The sequence below is a fragment of the Mesorhizobium sp. M0029 genome, from assembly GCF_040323735.1.
In the GTDB taxonomy this organism is placed as follows: Bacteria; Pseudomonadota; Alphaproteobacteria; order Rhizobiales; family Rhizobiaceae; genus Mesorhizobium.
In genome coordinates this window covers 90508-108391 of the sequence record NZ_JAMYVF010000018.1, presented here as the reverse complement: position 1 = coordinate 108391, position 17884 = coordinate 90508, and the positions used below count along the sequence as shown (strand labels likewise).

The following is a 17884-nucleotide window of genomic DNA, read 5'->3' as shown; positions in this document are numbered from 1 at the left end:
CGAAAAGTGGGAACCGGTTTTCGGAATAAGATCATGCTCCACTAAGAATTTTAAGTTCCGTCGCGATCTGTTTGGCTGCGATCCGCCCCATCACGATAGCGCCTTCGACATAGCCCGGGAATGACGGCGACAGTTCCGACGATGCTAAATGAACCGGGGCAGCGCCGGCACGGATCGTGCGCTCGGCATCCCGTGCCGTCACATCGACAATAAGGTCGCTGTAGGCGCCGCCGCTCCAGCGGTCATCGATCCAGTCGCGCTGGCTGAAATCGATAATGTCGGCCGCCTCCGGGCCAAGGGCATCAACGAGCCTTGCCGTGACCTCCGCACGCAGCGCCGCGTCCGCGAGCGGACGCCAACGCAACGCCAGTGGTCCGCCGACGAAGACGACCAGCGCGGCATGTTGCGCGTCCTTGCTGGCGTCACAGGCGAACAGGCCCGGCAGGTCGCGCCACATCACCATGCCGCACAGGTCGCGCTCGCGCCAGAACGGCGTGGGATAGCGCACCAGGATCTTGATCACCGCGCCGCTTTCCCAGACGCCGAGCGCCTTTGCGAGAGCCGGCGGCAGAGCGGGCGCGAAATCCAGCTTCGCGGCCGTCGCCGGCGGCAGCGCGACCAGCACTTTTCGCGCTTCGATGGCGCTGCTCGCCGAGACGGCACGAACCCGTTGAGGCCCGTGCTCGATGCGCGTAACCGGTTCGTTCAGCCAAACCCTGTCGCCGAGATCTCCCGCCATGTCCTCGGCCAGCGACTGCATGGTTTCAAGCAGTGAATATTGCAGCTCGGGCACCTCGTTGGTGATGCGGCGGTCATTGTCGATGAGGTACCACAGCGGCACCTTGTCCATCGCCAGGCACCACAGGCCTTCGATCATCGAGCGGAAGGCCGTCTTGGCGTCAGTGGGATCAGGCTGGCGTTCGAGCCAGGCGGCAGCGCTCATGCCGGCGATCGAGGGATCGTCCGGCTCGATCGCATTCATCCGCTCGCGGATTGCCATCGCGCCATGATAGGTCCGTTCGGCCTGTTCGACCGACAGCGATGGATGGGTGATGAAATCGCCATTCACATAGGTTTCGACGAAGGCCTTGCCACGGGACGCGGCAAGCGCCGTGACCTCCGGCATGTCTTCGCAGAAAAACTGTCCGCCGCTGTCGATGCGCTCGCCAAGCCCGTTGCGAATAGCCTCGACCCTGCCGCCGACGCGGTCGCGTGCTTCGAGCAGCACGACATCGATGCCGGCCTTTCTCAGCTCAAGCGCAGCCGACAGGCCGGTGAAACCGGCGCCGACGATGACGACATCGGTTCTTTCAGTCCTGTCGCTCAATAGCCGGCCTTGATCTTCTCGAATTCCGTGACCATGCGCTGCTTGAGCTCAGGCGGCACCGGCTGCTGGAACAGGGTCTTGTCCAAGAACTTGTCGAGATTGTCGAAGCCACGGTCGCTCAGCACCTGATGGTCGATCGCGGCCATCCCGGCGCTGTTGCCGTGGCCGTAGCCGAAGGTCTTGACCAAGTAATCGGACACGGCATGCGCGTTGACCGCACTGAGGAAATCATAGGCCTGATCGAGCTTGCCCGGCGCATCCTTCATCAGCACATAGCCGCACACCCAGGTGGATATGCCTTCCCTGGTGTCGCGGTTCATGGCGATCGGCATGCCTTGGCCCTTGAGCGTCACGAAGGTCTCATTCCAGCCCCAGACGAGGTCGACCTCATTGCCGGTAAAGGCCTGGTTGAGGTCGGTGTCGTCGGTCCAGTAAAAGCGGATGTTCTTGTGGACGTCACGCAGGAAGGCGGACGCCTCCTGGAACTGCGCGTCGGTCATCTTGGTCCAGTCCTTGAGGCCGATGACCAGGCTGGCCAGCGCATAGGCGTCATCGACATTGTCGCCGATGGTGACGCGGCCCTTGAATTTGGGATCGGCGAAAATCTTCAGCGACTGCGCTTCCTCCGCCGTGACCTTGTCGGTGCGGTAGAGCAGCGAAGTGTTGCCCCAGTCGAACGGCATGAACCAAGCCTTGCCGTCGGCGGTGACGGCGAGATCCTTCATCGCCATGATGCCGGGATTGAGATCCTTCCAGCCGGCGATCCGCGAGGTGTCGAGCGGTTGCAGAATGCCGGCCGCGCGCCACTTGGTCACGCTTTGCGAGCAGGGGTGGGCGATGTCGGCCTTGAAGCCGGCGCGCATCTTCTGGAACGCTTCCTCCTCGTCACCGAAGAAAGCAAAGGTCGGCTCGGCGCCGTATTTGGCGGTGTAGTCGGGGTGCAGCAACGGATCTTCATAACCCGACCAGTCGAACACGACGAGGTCGCCGCCGCCTTCGGCATAAGCAAGCACGGCGCCTGCGCCGACCATAAGGGCGGCAGCAAGAGCAAGGCGGCGAAGCATGGAATTCATGGCGCGAAACTCCTCATCGCGAAAAGCGGCCGGGCGACGTTACGGAATTTCAGCGGCCTTGGCGAGACCGTCTGCCCGGCGCACTGACAGGCAGACGGAGGAGGCCGGACAGAGCTTTAGTAGCCTGCCTTGATCTTCTCGAATTCGGCGATCATCTTGAGCTTGAGCGACGACGGCACGGGCGATTGGAACAGGGTCTTGTCGACGAATTTCTGCACGTCGTCATAGCCCTTTTCTTTCAGGATCGCCGGGTCGACGCCGGCCATGCCCTTGGCGTTGGCCTGGCCATAACCCCAGTCCTTGACCAGCACCTTGGCGGTCTCGGGATCGTTGATCGCGTTGAGGTAGTCATAGGCTTTGTCGACATTGCCGGGTGCGTCCTTGAACAGCACGTAGCCGCAGACCCAGGTCGAGATGCCTTCGTCCGTATCCTTCTTGGACTTGATCGGCACACCGGCAGCGACGGATTGTACCGTGGCATCGTTCCATGCCCAGGCGAGATCGACCTCGCCGCCGCTCAGCAACTGCACGACGTCGGTGGTATCGGTCCAGTAGGAGCGGACATTTTTGTGCACCTGACGCAGGAAGTCGGAAGCCTGCTTGAACTGGTTGTCCGTCATCTTGGTCCAGTCCTTGAGCCCGATGGCAAGGCTGGCCAGCGCATAGGCGTCGTCGACATTGTCGCCGATTGAGACCCGCGCGTTGAACTTGGGATCGGCGAAGGCCTTCAGCGACTGCACATCCTTCGCGTCGATCTTGTCGGAGTTGTAGGTGAGCTGGGTGTTGCCCCAGTCCCACGGCATGAACCAGGCCTTGCCGTCCGAAGTGGTGGCCAGATCCTTCATCGCCATGATGCCGGGATTGAGATCCTTCCAGCCGGTGATCTTCGAGGTGTCGAGCGGCTGCAGCAGCCCCGCCTCACGCCACTTTGTCACGCTCTGCGAGCAGGGATGGCCAAGATCGGCCTTGAAACCGGAGCGCACTTTCTCGAAGGCTTCGTCCTCGTCGCCGAAGAAGGCGAAGATCGGCGAGTCGCCGTTCTTCTCGACATATTTGGGGTGGAAGCTCGGGTCCTCATAGCCGGACCAGTCGAACACGATCAGGTCCTTGTCGGCGGCGACCGCAATCGGCGCGGCCGAACCAGCCAGCGTCGCCGTCAGCGCCAATGTCAGTGTCAGGCGTCGGGTTATTCTTTTCATGCTGTTCCATCCTCTTTGTTTCTGATTGTTCGCTCCGGCTTGGATCCGCCGGTTGTTGTCAACGTCCGCTGTCCGGCGGGTAGTGTTTCGGAAAGGCGGCCGACAGGAATTCGTTTGCCGCCTGCAGCGCGCTCTCACGGGTGACGTCCTCGGTCCCCATCATCAGCCGCAGCCACAAGCCCTCCAGCATGGCGCTGAGCGCCAGCGCCATGACCTGCGGCTCATAGGCATAACCACCGCCCTGCTTGAGCGTGGCACAGAGGTCGATGAAGATCCTCTGGTAGGCCGCGTCGCGCGCGCCGCACAGCGCCTGGTAGGTCGGCCGCGACTTGGCCTCGCCCCAGAACGCGCACCACGCCGCGAGCTTGCGCTTGTTGCAGATCGAACGGTCGAAATCGGCGGCGACCAGCGCCCGCAGCTGCCGGGCTGGATCCTCGCCGGCCTTGGTCAGCGCGACGCGCCAATGCGCCGCATATTCGTCGGCCATATTGGCCAGGGTGGCGACGAGCAGCTTCTCCTTGCTCTCGAAATGGAAGTTGACGATGCCGCGCGACAGGCCGGCGCCGTCAGCGACATCGGCCATCGTCGTTTCCGAATAACCGCGCTTGGCCAGCGAATCGATGGTCGCTTCGATCAGCTGCTGTTGCCTGACCTCCTTCGACGCCTTGCGGCCGCGTTTTTCCGGTTCGGTTTTTCCAGACGTGTCGGAGGATCGCTCTTCGCGCGCAGCTTTCATCGGTGCCGTCATGCTCCACATTGCCGGCTATCCCACCACAGCCGGCTTCCACCCGCGAAGATGAGTGGGACGGTGCTCGCCACTGTCAAGCACCTTCTGCATGGCCTCCCAGGTTCGTATGTTCTTGTCGATATAGGCCGCTCCGACCGCGGCTGCCGCCGTCTCGTAGAGCGGGCCTTTCAGCCTTTCCAGCTCGCCGCGCGCGACCTTGCGATACCAAGAATTGCGGTCTCTGACGGCGACATCGGCAAAGCCGGCGCTGCGCATCGCTTGCGCATAGCGTGCCGGCGAGGCCATGGCGAAGGACAGGCCTTCGGCCGCGACATAGGCCTTCATCTCAGATGACGGCTCGCCGTCATGGCCGATCAGCCAGTCGGAGGCGGCAAAGACGCCGCCCGGCTTCAGCACGCGGAAGATTTCCGCAAACAGCGCGTCCTTGTCGGACACGTGCACCAGCGCATCCTTGGAGAAGACGACATCGAACGAAGCGTCGGCAAAAGGCAGCGGCCCCGGCGGCGCCTGGACGAAGCTGGCGCGGTCTGAAAGCCCTCGTGCAGCGGCATGCTTTCTGGCCGCCTCGATCACCGGCCGCTCGATGTCGAAGCCGGTGGCATGAGCAGCACCGTGGCGCTCCACCAGATGCAGCGCGATGCCGCCGGAGCCGCAGCCGATGTTGAGGATCGTCTTGCCCCTGAGCGACAGCCCTTCGACCACCCGGTCGACCTCGTCTGGTCCGCCCGGCGACAGATAGCCCTCGCCCCACAGCGCCTCGAGGAAGCGGATCGCGGCGTCGTCATATTCCGGCTCGCCATCTGCCGTTTCGATCATCAGACCTTAAGTCCCGTCAGCCGAATTGCGCAGGTTCGAATGCCGGCAAAGCGTAGCGTATTAACAGGAAAACGCAATATCATTTGTTGAACATTCATTCAGAATGGCTGGACAGAATAGCCGCTGCCGTGCCAAATTCCGCGCGTTCGGCGACAAATGACGCGAAAATGAAGGGTCGAGCACCATGAAGGCTGGGCGCGAATGAAAGCTTGGGATGCGATCATCATCGGCGGCGGACACAACGGCCTGGTCAACGCCTGCTATTTGCAACGCGCCGGGCTCGACGTGCTGGTGGTGGAAAAGAACGACTGGGTCGGCGGCGCCGCCACCAGCCGCGAGCTGACGCCGGGCTTCCTCTACTCCAACTGCTCCTATGTCTGCTCGCTGTTTCGCCCCGAGATCATGCGCGACCTCGAACTGCCGAGTTTCGGCTTGCAGGTTATTTCCTATGAAGGCGGCGCCGTGTTCACCCGCGACGGCGACTACCTCGCCAACTACCGTGACCACGATGCGCACCGGCGCGAATTCGCCCGCTTCTCCGGGCGCGACGCGGAGGCCTATGACCGCTATTCGCGCGACGTGACGCGGCAGTGCCGTTTCATCCAGCCGCTGCTGATGCGCACCGCACCGGACCCGGCCAGTCTCAAGCCGCGCGACCTCGGAGAGCTTCTCTATCTCGGCAAGAAATTCGTCGGCCTGTCATCAGAAGAAATGGCGCTGACGCTGCGCTTCTGGACCATGTCGATCTCGGAATTCCTCGACGAATATTTTGAGACCGATGTCATCAAGGCGAACTTCGCTTTGTCCGGCATTATCGGTACCGCGCTCGGGCCGATGTCGCCCGGCACAGCCTACGTGCTGCTGCACCATTATATGGGTGAGGTCGACGGCTCGGTCGGCGCCTGGGGCTATGCGCGCGGCGGCATGGGCGCCGTCACCAAGGCGCTCGCCGCTTCATTCAAGGCGTCCGGCGGCGCTATCCGCACAGGCGCCGAGGTCGACCATGTGCTGGTGAGCCGAGGCAAGGCCAAGGGCGTGGTGCTGGCCGGCGGCGAGGAGGTCTACGGCAAGCTCGTCGTCTCCAACGCCGACGTCAAACGCACATTCCTGAAACTGGTCGAGGAGAAGGAACTGCCCGACATTTTCCTGCGGCGGGTCAGGAACTTCAAGATCCGCGGCTCCTCCGGCAAGGTCAACATCGCGCTGGATTCTCTGCCGGAATTCCCGGCACTGCCGAAGGATTCACCCGTTTATCGCGGCGACATGCATTTCACCGATTCCATGGAGCGCATGGAGCGCGCCTATGACGACTGGAAGGCCGGTCGCTGGTCGGCCGACCCATTCCTCGACATGGTCATCCCAACGACGCTCGACCCGACCATGGCGCCGCCGGGCAAGCATTTCATGAGCTGCTTCGTGCAGTACGCGCCGCCCAAGGTGAACGGCCGCGACTGGACCGATACCGACCGCGACGGCTTCGCCGAAAGCGTGGTCGCGCAGATCGCGGAATACTCGCCGGGCTTCCGCGACCGCATCGTTCACATGGAGGTTCGCACGCCGCGCGAGATCGAAGCCGAGGTCGGCCTCACCGAAGGCAACATCTTTCAGGGCGAGCTGACCTTCGACCAGTTGCTGTTCAACCGGCCGGTGCCGGGCTACGCACAATACCGCTCGCCGGTCGGCGGGCTTTATATGTGCGGCTCCTCGACACATCCCGGCGGCGGCGTCATGGGCGCACCCGGCCGCAATGCGGCAGCCGAGATCCTGCGCGACCTCGCCAAATCGACCTCCCATATGAGCCCGGCCCATGACGTCATTTGATGCCATTATCATTGGCGGTGGCCACAACGGCCTTGTCGCTGCCGCCACGCTGGCCAAGGCCGGCCGCAAGGTGCTGGTGCTGGAAGCCGCTGGCGATGTCGGCGGCGCGGCGCGCACCGAAGAGTTTGCGCCGGGTTTTCGCGTCTCGTCGATCGCCCATGTGCTGAACCACCTGCATCCCGACGTGGTGAAGACACTGGAGCTGGAGAAATACGGGCTGCAGGTCACCCGTACAGACTTCATGCCGTCGGTTGCCTTGTCGAAGGACGGCCCAGCGCTTGTCCTGCATGGCGCCTATGGCGAGGTGCTGACCGGCTCTAATCCATCCGAGCAGGCGGCCTGGGAGGAATTGCGCGCGCAACTCATGCGCTATGCCGGCATCCTGAAACCGTTCCTGTCGCGGCGCCCGCCCGATCTCGGTGGCATGTCGCTGCTTGAAACCGCAGCGCTCGGCCAGACGGCCGTGGCGCTGAAAAAGCTCGGCAAGGAAGACATGCGCGACTTCCTGCGCGTTCTCCTGATGAACGTCGCCGACCTGCTCGACGAGCAGCTTGCCGATATCAGGCTGAAGGGCCTGCTTGCCTTCGACGCCACGCTTGGTAGCCACCTCGGCCCGCGTTCGCCGACCTCCCTGCTCGGCCTCTACTATCGGCTGGCCGGCGAGACCGGCGGCAAAACCGGCGCGCAGATGCTGCCGAAAGGTGGGATGGGTGCAGTCGTCGCCACGATCCGCGCGGCGGCGGAGAAAGCCGGCGTCACCGTCCGCACGGCAGCGCCCGCGGCCAGGATAGTCGTCGAGAAAGGCCGCGCCCTCGGCGTGACCCTCGACGGCGGCGAGGTGCTGCACGCCAGAACGATCGTTTCCGCCATCAACCCGGCGACCACAATGCTCGATCTCGTCGGCCCGCGCGAGATCGACACGGGTTTCGTGCGCAAGGTAAAGAACATCCGCATGAGGGGCGACGCGGCGAAGCTCCATCTGGCGCTCGATCGGCCACCGCAATTTTCCGGCGTCGACGCCGCCAGCCACAAGGGCCGTCTGGTTATCGCGCCCTCGCCCGACCATGTCGAGCGCGCCTTCAACCCGTCGAAATATGGCGAGTTCTCAGCCGAACCGGTGATGGAGATCACACTGCCGTCGCTCTCCGACCCGTCGCTCGCGCCAAGCGGCGCCTGTGTACTGTCGGCTGTCGTGCAATACGCGCCTTATGCGCTGAAAGAGGGTTGGGACGCCGGCAAGCCGAAATTCCTCAGAGCTGTTATGGCGCAACTCGAAGCCTACGCCCCCGGTATCGGCAAGTCCGTGCTGCATGCCGAGCTTTTGACGCCAGCCGATATCGAAGCCAACTACCGCATGCCGGGGGGCCATTGGCACCACGGCGAATTGCAGGCCGACCAGATGTTGATGTCGCGGCCGGTCTCCGGCTGGTCGGGCTACGACACGCCGATCGAGGGGCTGTTCCTGGCCGGCGCCGGTTCGCATCCAGGCGGCGGCGTTTCGGGTGCTCCCGGTTTGAATGCGGCGCGGCGCATCATCGCGATGAAGGGATGATCGGATGTTTCAGCCAGTCAACGCTGCACTCTACGGCGAAGGAATGCCGTCATGACGAGTCCGATCAACAACGCCGCCCGCACCACAGCGCAGGGCCATTTCCGCACCTTGCGTCTCGGCACGCCGTTCCAGCCGCGCATCGATGCGGTGGCCAAAACTCAGGACTGGTACAATTGGGCCGGCTATCGCGCGCCGCATTCGCTGTGGGACGAGGAACTCGAATATTTCGCCATCCGCAGCCAGGCGGCTTTGTTCGACATCTCGCCGATGACCAAATACCGGATCGAGGGTCCGGATGCCGAAGCCTTCCTCGATCGCGTCACGCTGCGCGATATCACCAAGCTGAAACCGGGCCGCGTCCACTACACCGCATGGTGCGACGACGAAGGTTTTGTCCTCGATGACGGCACGCTGTTCCGGCTGTCGCCGACCCGCTTCCGCCTGTGTTCGCAGGAGCGGCACCTGCCCTGGCTGCTGGACAGCGCGACCGGCTTCGAGGTGACAGTCGAGGAAGAGACTGGAAGCGTCGCTGGTCTCGCTCTGCAAGGCCCAACCTCCTTCGCCGTGCTGCACGAGGCGGGTTTCGCCGGCGTTGAAAAACTCAAAGTGTTCGATCTCGCCGAATTCCCGCACGATGGCGGCACTATCACCATCTCGCGCACCGGCTTCACCGGCGATCTCGGCTACGAACTGTTCGTGCCGGCCGAAAAAGCGCTCGGCCTCTGGGACCGCCTGATGACGGCAGGCGAACTGCGCGGCATCCGCGCCATCGGCTACGCCGCCCTCAACCGCGCCCGGCTGGAAGCCGGCCTGATCGTCGCCAATGCCGACTTCACCACCGCAGACCATGCCATTCGCTCCGACCGTCTGCGCATGCCGGACGAGATCGGTCTCGGCTTTATGGTCGCCCTGGGAAAAGGCCATTTCAATGGCCGCCGCGCCATCCTCGAAGCCCGTGCCAAACGCAAGCTGCTTTACGTGCTGGTCGGGCTGGAGATCGAAGGCAACATCCCGGCCGAGCACGCCATCGTCTATCACAAGAAGCATCAGGAGGTCGGCCTGGTCAGCGCCGCCATGTGGTCGCCGATGGCCAAGCGCAACATTGCCATCGCCTCGCTGACGCGTCCCTATGGTGATACGATGGTGGAAGACCTCTGGGTCGAGATCTACGCCATGCGCGAGTTGCAGTATCAGAAGCTGATGAAGCGGGCCAAGGTGGTGGCCCGTCCCTTCATCAAGCTCGACCGCCGCACCGCCAATCCACCGGCGGATTTCTGACTATGGCCGACTTACAAGATGATGCGGCGGAAGCCGCAGAACAGTGGCAGCTGGTCAACACGCCGCTCGGCGAGAAATGGTCGGGTCGCACCCGCTATGCCGCCGCCATGTACTTCTACAAGCGCGGCGAAATGAGCGCCGAGACGCTCGAAGTCTACCGCATCTGCGCGCGGCTGGACTGGGAGAACCCGCTGCCGATGATCAGGGATCGCGGCGGCGGCCAGGATTGGCTGAAGCGCATAGGCGCTTAAGCCTCAGCCTATGGTTCTTTCGAGAACGCTCAGCCAGTTGCGATAGGCAATCTTCTCGATCAACGCGCGTCCGAAACCGCGCGCGGCCAGCGCATCTATCAGCTTCGGCAGACCGGCAACGTCGCCGATGACGGCCGGAATCATCGCCCCGTCGAAATCCGAGCCGAGACCGACTCCGTCCTCGCCCAGCGCCTGCAGCAGCGAGTCGACATGGCGCACCATGATGTCGAGGCTGGTGTCCGAATTCATCCGTCCGTCTTCACGCAGGAAGCCGGTGGCTAAGTTGAGCCCGACCATGCCGCCGGTCTCGCGGATGGCGCCGAGCTGCCAGTCCGTCAGGTTGCGCGAATGGGTGCACAGCGCATGCACGTTGGAATGAGTGGCGACCAGCGGCGCATCGCTGAGCGCGGCGACATCGCGAAAGCCCTTTTCGTTGAGATGTGACAGGTCGATCATGATCTTGAGCTGATTGCAGGCCTTGACCAGCGCCTTGCCGGCATCGGTCAGCCCCGGTCCGGTATCGGGCGACGACGGAAAGCGGAACGGGACGCCATGGCCGAAGGCGTTGGGTCGGCTCCAGACAATGCCGAGCGAGCGCAGGCCGGCTTCGTAGAGCACGTCGAGCAAGGTAAGTTCGGGATCGATCGCCTCGACGCCTTCAATATGAAACAACGCCGCGATCGACCCTTTCGCCATCGCCTCGCGAATGTCACCGGCACTGCGGCAGACGGTCAGCGCCCCCGCTCGCTCCAGCCGAAACAGGATCGAGGCCATGCCGATGGTGGAATTGAGCGCATCAGCGCGCGGCAGTTCCGGCGGCAACGGCTCATTGTCGCTCGGCGCCGGCGGAACCGCAGAGCGTTTGCTCTTCTCGACCGGCGGTGGAAAGATCGCGAACATGCCGCCGGCAAAGCCGCCCTTCTTGGCGCGCGGCAGATCTATATGACCGCCCTGCGTCCCCTCGATGAACAGCTTTTCGACGTCGGTGTCTTTCGACTGGTACAGTCGCAGCAGCGTGTCGTTGTGGCCGTCGAAGACGGGGACGAGATCGGATTCGGTCATCAGGAAGCCATTCGGTCAGTTGGCAGGAGCGGACGAACCGCAGCGAACTGTGTACTTAGGCAAGAAGGCCGAACTGCGCAAATGCCAGAGAGGTGTTCGCTCTTGTGGCTGAGCGACTCCGACCACCTGCCGGGTCCCCGCTGCTTCGCAGCGTCCCGGCGTTCGCCGGCCTTTCATCGCGCCACTGGCACGATGAATTCGCCTTCGGCGACCGGCAACTCACCCCACAAGGGGAGAAGGGAAAAAGGTCTATTGCTTCAGCACATCCGCCCATTCCGGATGGCGGCGGAACTGGGCGTTGGCGAAGGGGCAGAGCGGGATGATCTTCTTGCCCACTGCCCGCGCGTCCTCGACGGTGCGTGTGACAAGCCGAAGGCCGGCGCCCTGGCCGCGAAACACGTCCGGCACTTCGGTGTGATCGATGATGATCTGGTGCTCGCCGACCTTGGTGAAGGTCATTTCCGCCTCGGCGCCGCCGGGTCCGCGCAGCACATAACGTCCCTTCGAGCCGCGGTCCTCGAGTTCGATCTCAGGCAATTCGTCAGGCATCGCTTGCTCCTTCAACCGGCGCATCGGCAAAAAGCCGCCTCGCCGCTTCGATCTCGTTTGGTCGAATTTCGTGGCCGCCATCGTGCCACTCCACTGTGACATCGGCGCCATTGGCGCGCAAATAGGCCTCCAGCCGGGATGTCAGGTTGGGCGGGCAGATCGGGTCGCGCTTGCCGGCGGTGACCAGGATGCGGCGTCCGGCAAGGCTGCCCTGCACCTGCGGTTCGAACGGGATAAGCGGGTGCATCAGCACCGCCGCATCGAACAGCTCGGGCGCGGCGAACATTACGGACGCCAGGATGTTGGCGCCGTTGGAATAGCCGAGACCCAAGACCGAAGATGGCCTTGCCGCTGCCACCTGCGCCTTGATGAAACCGGCCATCTTGGCGGTCGCCCGCGCGAGGTCGTCCATGTCGTAGACGCCCTCGCCGGTGCGGCGGAAGAAACGCGCCGCACCATGCTCGGAAACATCGCCGCGCGGCGATACGATCGTCGCCTGTGGCGCGAGGTCGCGCCCGAGCGACAGCAGCTGGCTCTCGTCCGCGCCGGTGCCGTGAAAGACGAAGAGCAGCGGGCCGCCGGGCGAACCCGGCAGCGCCTTATGGATGTAAGCTTCCTTGCTCATCGTCTCAGCCTTCCAGCTTCTGCAGATGCTCTTCAAGATAGGGCCGCAGATGCTGGTGCTGCGTCGGCAGTTTCAGGGCTTCGCCGAGATGGGCGGTGTCCTCGTCGCGGTCGAAGCCCGGCTCATTGGTGGCGACTTCGAACAGCACGCCGCCCGGCGTTCGGAAGTAGATCGCCCAGAAATAGTCGCGGTCGATCACCGGCGTCACGCCATAACCCGTATCGATCAGCGCCTTGCGCACTTCGAGCTGCTGGGCGCGGTTCTCCACCGCGAAGGCGACATGGTGGACCGAGCCGGCGCCGAGATTGGCAAAGCCCGCGGTAGGCAGCGATTCGATATCGACGACATCAGCGCCGTTGCCGTTCTTGATGGCGAGCCGGCTGACACTGCCGGACTTGTCCACTTGCTCATAGCCCATGAACTTCAACAGCTCTTCCGTGGCGCCACCATCCTTCAATCTGAGCGAGACCGAGTGGAAGCCGCGTATCGCCTCATCAGCGGGAATGCCGCCTTTCAACCATGGCGCGCGGCTGTCCGCCTTGTCTTCGACCAGCGCGAAACCCTCGCCGTCGGGACCGGCGAAGGCCAGCCGCTTCTCGCCGAACGTCTCTTCGCGGGAGACACCCGCAACGCCTTCATCGGCGAAGCGCTTTTCCCAATAGCCGAGCGTGCCGGCCGGCACCGAATAGGCCGTGGTACCGACCTCGCCGACGCCGTGGCGGCCCCTGGCAATGTCCGGGAACGGAAAATAGGTCATCACCGAGCCGGGCGTACCGTGCTCGTCACCATAATAGAGGTGATAGACATCTGGCGCGTCGAAGTTGACGGTCTTCTTGACCCGGCGCAGGCCGAGCTTGTGCGTGAAGAAATCATTGTTCTGGCGCGCATCGCCGGCCATCGACGTGACGTGATGCAGGCCCTTGATCTGGTCGAGCATTGTCTTGCTCCTTCCCTTGGGTTTGCGGCCGTTGCCGCTGTCCACGCCTATATGAGGGGCCGCCCGGCAACGGCAAAGGCGGCAAACTCAGAATGGACTGTATCTTAATAGTGAACAGCAGGAAATTTTCGTTCACCATTTAAGCAAGACTGACAGGCTTGCGCTGCCGCCAAATTCCGGTTCATTGAACGTCTTCCCGACGTGACAGGATAGAGCATTGGCCGCGAAAAGCAGACGCCCGAACATCCTATTGATCTCCTGCGACCAATGGCGGGGCGATTGCCTGTCGGCTGCCGGCCATCCCGTGGTGAAGACGGCGAATGCCGATGCGCTCGCCGCCGAAGGCGTCCTATTCAAGCGGCATTACGGCGGCGCGGCGCCCTGCTCGCCGGCCCGCGCGTGCCTCTACACCGGCCTTTACCAGATGAACAATCGCGTCTGCCGCAACGGCACGCCGCTCGACGCCCGCCACGGCAACATGGCGCTTTCGGCCCGCGCCCTCGGCTATGATCCGACTTTGTTCGGCTACACCGACGTCTCGCCCGATCCGCGCACGATGGCGCCGGGCGATCCCCGGCTGAAAAGCTATGAGGGCGTGCTGCCCGGCTTCAGCGTGCGCCAGTTCCTGCCTGAGCATCAGAAACCATGGCTGTCATGGCTGAAGGCACGTGGCGTCGACACCAGCGCGGGCTCTCCCGGCATTCACCGTCCCGTGGGCGGGGAAGCGAGCGGCGCCGTGACCAATGCGCCGCCTGTTTATTCCAGGGACGAGACGCCGACCGCTTTTCTTGCCGGCGAATTCATTCGCTGGCTGGACGAACAGGATTCGCCATGGTTCGCGCATGTCTCCTTCATCAGCCCGCATCCGCCCTTTGTCGTACCGCAGCCCTACAACACGCTGTATGATCCGGCGGATGGACCGCCCTTCCGCCATGTCGAGACTTGGCAGGCCGAGGCGCAAAGGCATCCCTATCTGGCTTACGACCTTGGTCGCCAGAAGCGGAGAAGCTTCCGCCCCGGCACCGACGGCCACGTGCGCGACTGGGGCGACGACAACATCCGGGCCATCCGCGCAATCTATTACGGCATGATCTCGGAGGTCGACGCGCAGCTTGGCCGCATCTGGCTAGCGATCAAGACGGCGAATGCATGGGATGACACCATCATCGTGCTGACTTCGGACCACGCCGAGATGATGGGCGACCATTTCATGCTGGGCAAAGGCGGCTTCTTCGACGGCAGCTATCACATCCCATTGATCGTGCGCGACCCGCGTCACGGCAATGCAGCCGGCTCGACCGTCAACCACTTCACCGAGGCCGTCGACATCTTCCCGACCTTGCTCGATCTGCTGGACGCCGACGCCCAGCTGCATCTCGACGGCCGCTCGCTAAAACCGTTCCTGCAAGATGAACCGCCTAAGGATTGGCGCGACGCGGCGCATTGGGAGTTCGACTTCCGCTCGATTGCCAGCGGTGAGGCCGAACGGCATTTCGGCATCGGCTCGCGCCAGTGCAACCTCGCCGTCATCCGTACGGAAAAATTCAAATACGTGCATTTCGGCGGCGGCCTGCCGCCGCTGCTCTTCGACATGCAGAAGGATCCGGGCGAACTGGCCAACGTTGCCGCCGACCCGGCCTATCTCAGCGTGCGGCTTGAATTTGCCGAGCGACTGCTTGCCTGGCGCGCCGAGCATCTTGACCAGTCGTTGGCGCTTGCAGAGCTGACGGACGAAGGGGTGGTGGATATGTGGTAGGCAGTAGGCAGTAGGCAGTAGGCAGTAGAATGTTCTGGCGGCCTGATGCCTCGTCACTCGGTTTCGCCTACTGCCCAATCCCTACTGCCTATTCCCTTACTGTACCATCATCCGCTGCTGGTCGCGCTTCTCGGCATAGCTGCCCTTGTCATACGCGGCCTGCGCCTGCAGCTGCTCCTTGGTGAAGTTGGTGTAGAGATATTTGTTGCCGTCCTTGTCGGTCATGAACTTGAGCTTGTCCATGCCGACCGCGACCTCCTTGGCGCCGATGCCTAGAAAGCCGCCGACATCGATGATGACGGCATCCGGCTTGCTGTCGGGCGTGAGCACGACGTCGCCGATCTCGCCGACCTTGGCGTCGTTGGCGCCATAGACGGTGGTGCCCTTCAGGTCGTCGCCTCTGATGTTACCGACCGGCATTTCGGTCAGTGTGGACTTGTCGATCGCTGCCGTTTGCGTCGGATCGGTGGCTTTTGTACCGGCCGGAGCTTCCGCGGTCTTGTCCGCGGGCTGAGCATTGTCAGCCGGTGCAACGGCCGTCGGGGCAGCCGGAGCAGTCGGTTGCGTCGCGTCGGACGTTGTCGTCACCGGCGCCGGATCATAGGGCTTGCGGTCGAAATCAGGCTGCGCCTGCAGTTCCTCCTTGGTGGTCTGCGCCACCAGCCAGCGATCGCCGTTCTTTTCGGCCCACTGCGCCTTGGCGAAATCATAGGTGACATTCTTTTCACCCATGCCAAGGAAGCCGCCGACGCCGATCACCAGCGACTGCGCCTTGCCATCCTTGGTCAGCACGATGTCGTTGACATCGCCGATATTCTGGGCATCGTCGCCAGTGCCATTGTAGACATTCTCGCCGATGATGTTGGTTGCGAGATTGCCGTCAGCGCGTTTCACCGCCGGTTCTGACGGCGCGGCGTTGAGATCAACCGGCTTCTGCGGGTCGTTCTGCGCCGTGGAAGCAGTGGCCGGGGCCGGATCGTAGGGCTTGCGGTCGAAATCGGGCAGCGCCGTCAACGCTTCTTTCGTCGTCTCGGCGACGAGCCAGCGGTCACCATTCCTCTCGACCCATTGCAACTTGCCGTAGTCGAAGGCGACGTTCTTGCTGCCTATGCCGAGGAAGCCGCCAACGCCGATAATGGCGGATTTCGCCTGGCCGTTTTCATCAAGGACGACGTCGCTGACGTCACCGATCTTCTGCGCATCGTCGCCAGTGCCATTGTAGACGGACTCGCCGATGATATTGGTCATCAGCGCGCCGTCGGCCTGTTGCGGCGCCGGCGCGATGGTAGCAGGGGCTTCAGCCGGCGCTGGGGTCGTCGCCGGGGTCGTCGTTGACTGCGCAAACGCACCGGTAGCGATCAGCGTTGCGAGTGCGGTCGTCGCGAACAGTGTGCGGATCATGATTAAGTCTCCTCTTGCGTGATCTCGTGCGCGCCGCAATCGGCAAACCACTTGCCGGGAGACCGAAGGCGGCGCCTCCAATGGGATCACAACGTTGTGACAAGGCGCTTGTTCCGAAAAAACGGGAGCATCGATATACCCCGGGCAAGTCCGTGAAATCGCCCGAGATTTCCGCCCGGCCGATGGAACCTTTGCCAAGCTTGCCCGTTTCAGCCTGCGGCTGGCAATTCCGGCCGCTAAAAAGAATACGGAGCGGGGCATGCGATTTGCAGCGGTGCTGAACCGGGACGGCGGCACCTTGCGGACCACCGATCTTTCCGCGCTAACCGACCGCATGCGCCAGACGCTTGAGGCGGCTGGTCACTCCATCGATATCGACATCGTCGCCGGCAAGGAGATTGTCGCGGCGCTCGACAAGGTCGCCGCGCGGCGAGACATCGACGTCGTGCTGGCCGGTGGCGGCGACGGCACCATTTCGGCCGCCGCGGGGCGGCTGATGAATGGCAAGAAGGCGCTGGCCGTCCTGCCTGCAGGAACCATGAACCTGTTCGCCCGCGGCCTTGGAATTCCGCAGACCATCGATGGCGCGCTGAAGTCCTTTGCCGACGGCGAGATCATGGCGGTCGATATCGCGAGCGCGAATGGCCGGCCGTTCGTGCATCAGTTCTCGATCGGCCTGCACGCCAGGATGGTGAAGCTGCGCGACAATATGGAATTCGCCTCGCGCCTGGGAAAGATTCGCGCCTCGGCCAAGGCCGCTTGGACGACGATCAACAATCCTCCCGCCATGAAGGTGACATTGAAGGTCGGCGAAGCCGAAATCGTGACCCGCATCAGCGGCATCGGCATTTCCAACAATCTGTTTGGCGAAGGCCATCTGCCTTATGCCGACAATCCTGCCGGCGGCGTGCTCGGCATCTATGTAACCGTGGCGCGGCAGCGTGGCGAACTGGTCAGGGCGCTCTTCGACATGGCTCGAGGCAGGTGGCGCGACAGCGATCATGTCGAAACTCATCAGGCCGACAAGGCAATCGTGAAAATCCATACAGGGAGCAAGAAATTCGGCGCCGTCATCGACGGCGAACTGGTCAAGCTGGAGCGTGAAACGACAATCCAGATCCACCCTGGCGCACTGAACGTCCTGGTTCCGGCGCAAGCCGCCCAGGCGAAGGCCGCCTGATGCGATTACGGATGACGCGGAAAACCCTAGCCGCCCGACTGCCCCTCGCCGGCTGGCGCGCTCTGGTTGGCCGGCGCGCTCTGGCCGGTGGGCTGCCCTTGGCTTTCAGGGTTATCTGGATCGATCTTTTGGCCATAAATCTCGGCCGCTCCCCAAGCAATGAAAGCCAGGAGCAACGCGGCGACCAATATGCGCAGGCCGTGCCAACCCCAGCGCCCCTGACGGGCTTTGTTTTCAGGGGCGATCTTGGTCATTGGCGGCGTTCCTATCGTGCAGCCGGGATGGTGGATAAAACCATCGCCGGCGAAA

17 protein-coding genes are annotated in these 17884 nt (G+C 63.1%); 6 read left to right on the top strand and 11 right to left on the bottom strand.

The features are described 5' to 3' along the window. Positions 1-31 precede the first annotated feature (31 nt). From NKJ76_RS25440 to NKJ76_RS25420, 5 genes are all read right to left on the bottom strand, one after another. A complete protein-coding gene (locus NKJ76_RS25440; protein WP_352538642.1) occupies positions 32-1327 on the bottom strand; it encodes a flavin monoamine oxidase family protein in 1296 nt (431 codons plus the stop codon). Continuing rightward, entirely contained in the window at positions 1324-2400 is a 1077-nt protein-coding gene (locus tag NKJ76_RS25435) for an extracellular solute-binding protein (protein WP_352538641.1), read from the bottom strand. Before NKJ76_RS25435 ends, NKJ76_RS25440 begins: the two co-directional genes overlap by 4 nt. Before the next feature lie 116 nt (positions 2401-2516). Beyond that, a complete protein-coding gene (locus tag NKJ76_RS25430) occupies positions 2517-3599 on the bottom strand; it encodes an ABC transporter substrate-binding protein (protein WP_352538640.1) in 1083 nt (360 codons plus the stop codon). Positions 3600-3657: 58 nt separating this feature from the next. Further along, positions 3658-4335 (bottom strand): transcriptional regulator BetI, encoded by a 678-nt coding sequence (gene betI, locus NKJ76_RS25425; RefSeq protein ID WP_352538639.1) that lies wholly within the window; start codon positions 4333-4335, stop codon positions 3658-3660. Positions 4336-4362: 27 nt separating this feature from the next. Continuing rightward, positions 4363-5163: a class I SAM-dependent methyltransferase gene (locus tag NKJ76_RS25420; protein ID WP_352538638.1), complete on the bottom strand. Its 801-nt coding sequence runs from the start codon at positions 5161-5163 to the stop codon at positions 4363-4365. Between the two features lie 201 nt (positions 5164-5364). On the opposite strand from NKJ76_RS25420, the gene NKJ76_RS25415 reads away from it, so the two are divergent. The 4 genes from NKJ76_RS25415 to NKJ76_RS25400 are packed head-to-tail and all read left to right on the top strand — an operon-like array spanning position 5365 to position 10065. Then, positions 5365-6984: a phytoene desaturase family protein gene (locus tag NKJ76_RS25415; protein ID WP_352538637.1), complete on the top strand. Its 1620-nt coding sequence runs from the start codon at positions 5365-5367 to the stop codon at positions 6982-6984. After that, complete coding sequence (locus NKJ76_RS25410; protein ID WP_352538636.1) at positions 6971-8536, top strand: phytoene desaturase family protein; 1566 nt, start codon at positions 6971-6973, stop codon at positions 8534-8536. The genes NKJ76_RS25415 and NKJ76_RS25410 overlap by 14 nt, the downstream gene beginning before the upstream one ends. A 51-nt stretch (positions 8537-8587) precedes the next feature. Beyond that, complete coding sequence (locus NKJ76_RS25405; RefSeq protein ID WP_352538635.1) at positions 8588-9814, top strand: aminomethyl transferase family protein; 1227 nt, start codon at positions 8588-8590, stop codon at positions 9812-9814. Between the two features lie 2 nt (positions 9815-9816). Beyond that, the gene (locus NKJ76_RS25400; protein ID WP_352538634.1) at positions 9817-10065 is read left to right on the top strand and encodes a hypothetical protein; all 249 of its coding nucleotides are present in this window, start codon (positions 9817-9819) and stop codon (positions 10063-10065) included. Between the two features lie 3 nt (positions 10066-10068). On the opposite strand, the gene NKJ76_RS25395 is transcribed toward NKJ76_RS25400, so the two are convergent. The 4 genes from NKJ76_RS25395 to NKJ76_RS25380 all read right to left on the bottom strand — a co-directional run bounded on the left by NKJ76_RS25395 (position 10069) and on the right by NKJ76_RS25380 (position 13238). Further along, positions 10069-11127, bottom strand: coding sequence for a dipeptidase (locus NKJ76_RS25395; protein WP_352538633.1), 1059 nt, complete (start codon positions 11125-11127; stop codon positions 10069-10071). A 249-nt stretch (positions 11128-11376) separates the two neighbouring features. Then, positions 11377-11676 carry a GNAT family N-acetyltransferase gene (locus tag NKJ76_RS25390; protein ID WP_352538632.1) on the bottom strand — a complete coding sequence of 100 codons (300 nt, stop codon included), beginning with the start codon at positions 11674-11676 and terminating at the stop codon, positions 11377-11379. After that, positions 11669-12301, bottom strand: coding sequence for an alpha/beta hydrolase (locus NKJ76_RS25385; protein ID WP_023683957.1), 633 nt, complete (start codon positions 12299-12301; stop codon positions 11669-11671). The genes NKJ76_RS25390 and NKJ76_RS25385 overlap by 8 nt, the downstream gene beginning before the upstream one ends. Before the next feature lie 4 nt (positions 12302-12305). After that, positions 12306-13238: a VOC family protein gene (locus NKJ76_RS25380; protein ID WP_352538631.1), complete on the bottom strand. Its 933-nt coding sequence runs from the start codon at positions 13236-13238 to the stop codon at positions 12306-12308. Between the two features lie 217 nt (positions 13239-13455). Here NKJ76_RS25380 and NKJ76_RS25375 point away from each other — a divergent pair, with 217 nt between their 5' ends. Next, positions 13456-14994 carry an alkaline phosphatase family protein gene (locus NKJ76_RS25375; protein ID WP_352538630.1) on the top strand — a complete coding sequence of 513 codons (1539 nt, stop codon included), beginning with the start codon at positions 13456-13458 and terminating at the stop codon, positions 14992-14994. A gap of 96 nt (positions 14995-15090) precedes the next feature. Here the strand turns inward: NKJ76_RS25375 and NKJ76_RS25370 are convergent, their stop codons facing one another. Further along, positions 15091-16395, bottom strand: coding sequence for a PRC-barrel domain-containing protein (locus NKJ76_RS25370; protein ID WP_352538629.1), 1305 nt, complete (start codon positions 16393-16395; stop codon positions 15091-15093). Between the two features lie 259 nt (positions 16396-16654). Between NKJ76_RS25370 and NKJ76_RS25365 the strand changes: the two genes are divergently transcribed. Beyond that, complete coding sequence (locus NKJ76_RS25365; RefSeq protein WP_352538628.1) at positions 16655-17575, top strand: diacylglycerol/lipid kinase family protein; 921 nt, start codon at positions 16655-16657, stop codon at positions 17573-17575. A 26-nt stretch (positions 17576-17601) separates the two neighbouring features. Here the strand turns inward: NKJ76_RS25365 and NKJ76_RS25360 are convergent, their stop codons facing one another. Then, entirely contained in the window at positions 17602-17829 is a 228-nt protein-coding gene (locus NKJ76_RS25360) for a hypothetical protein (RefSeq protein ID WP_352538627.1), read from the bottom strand. Positions 17830-17884: the final 55 nt, after the last annotated feature.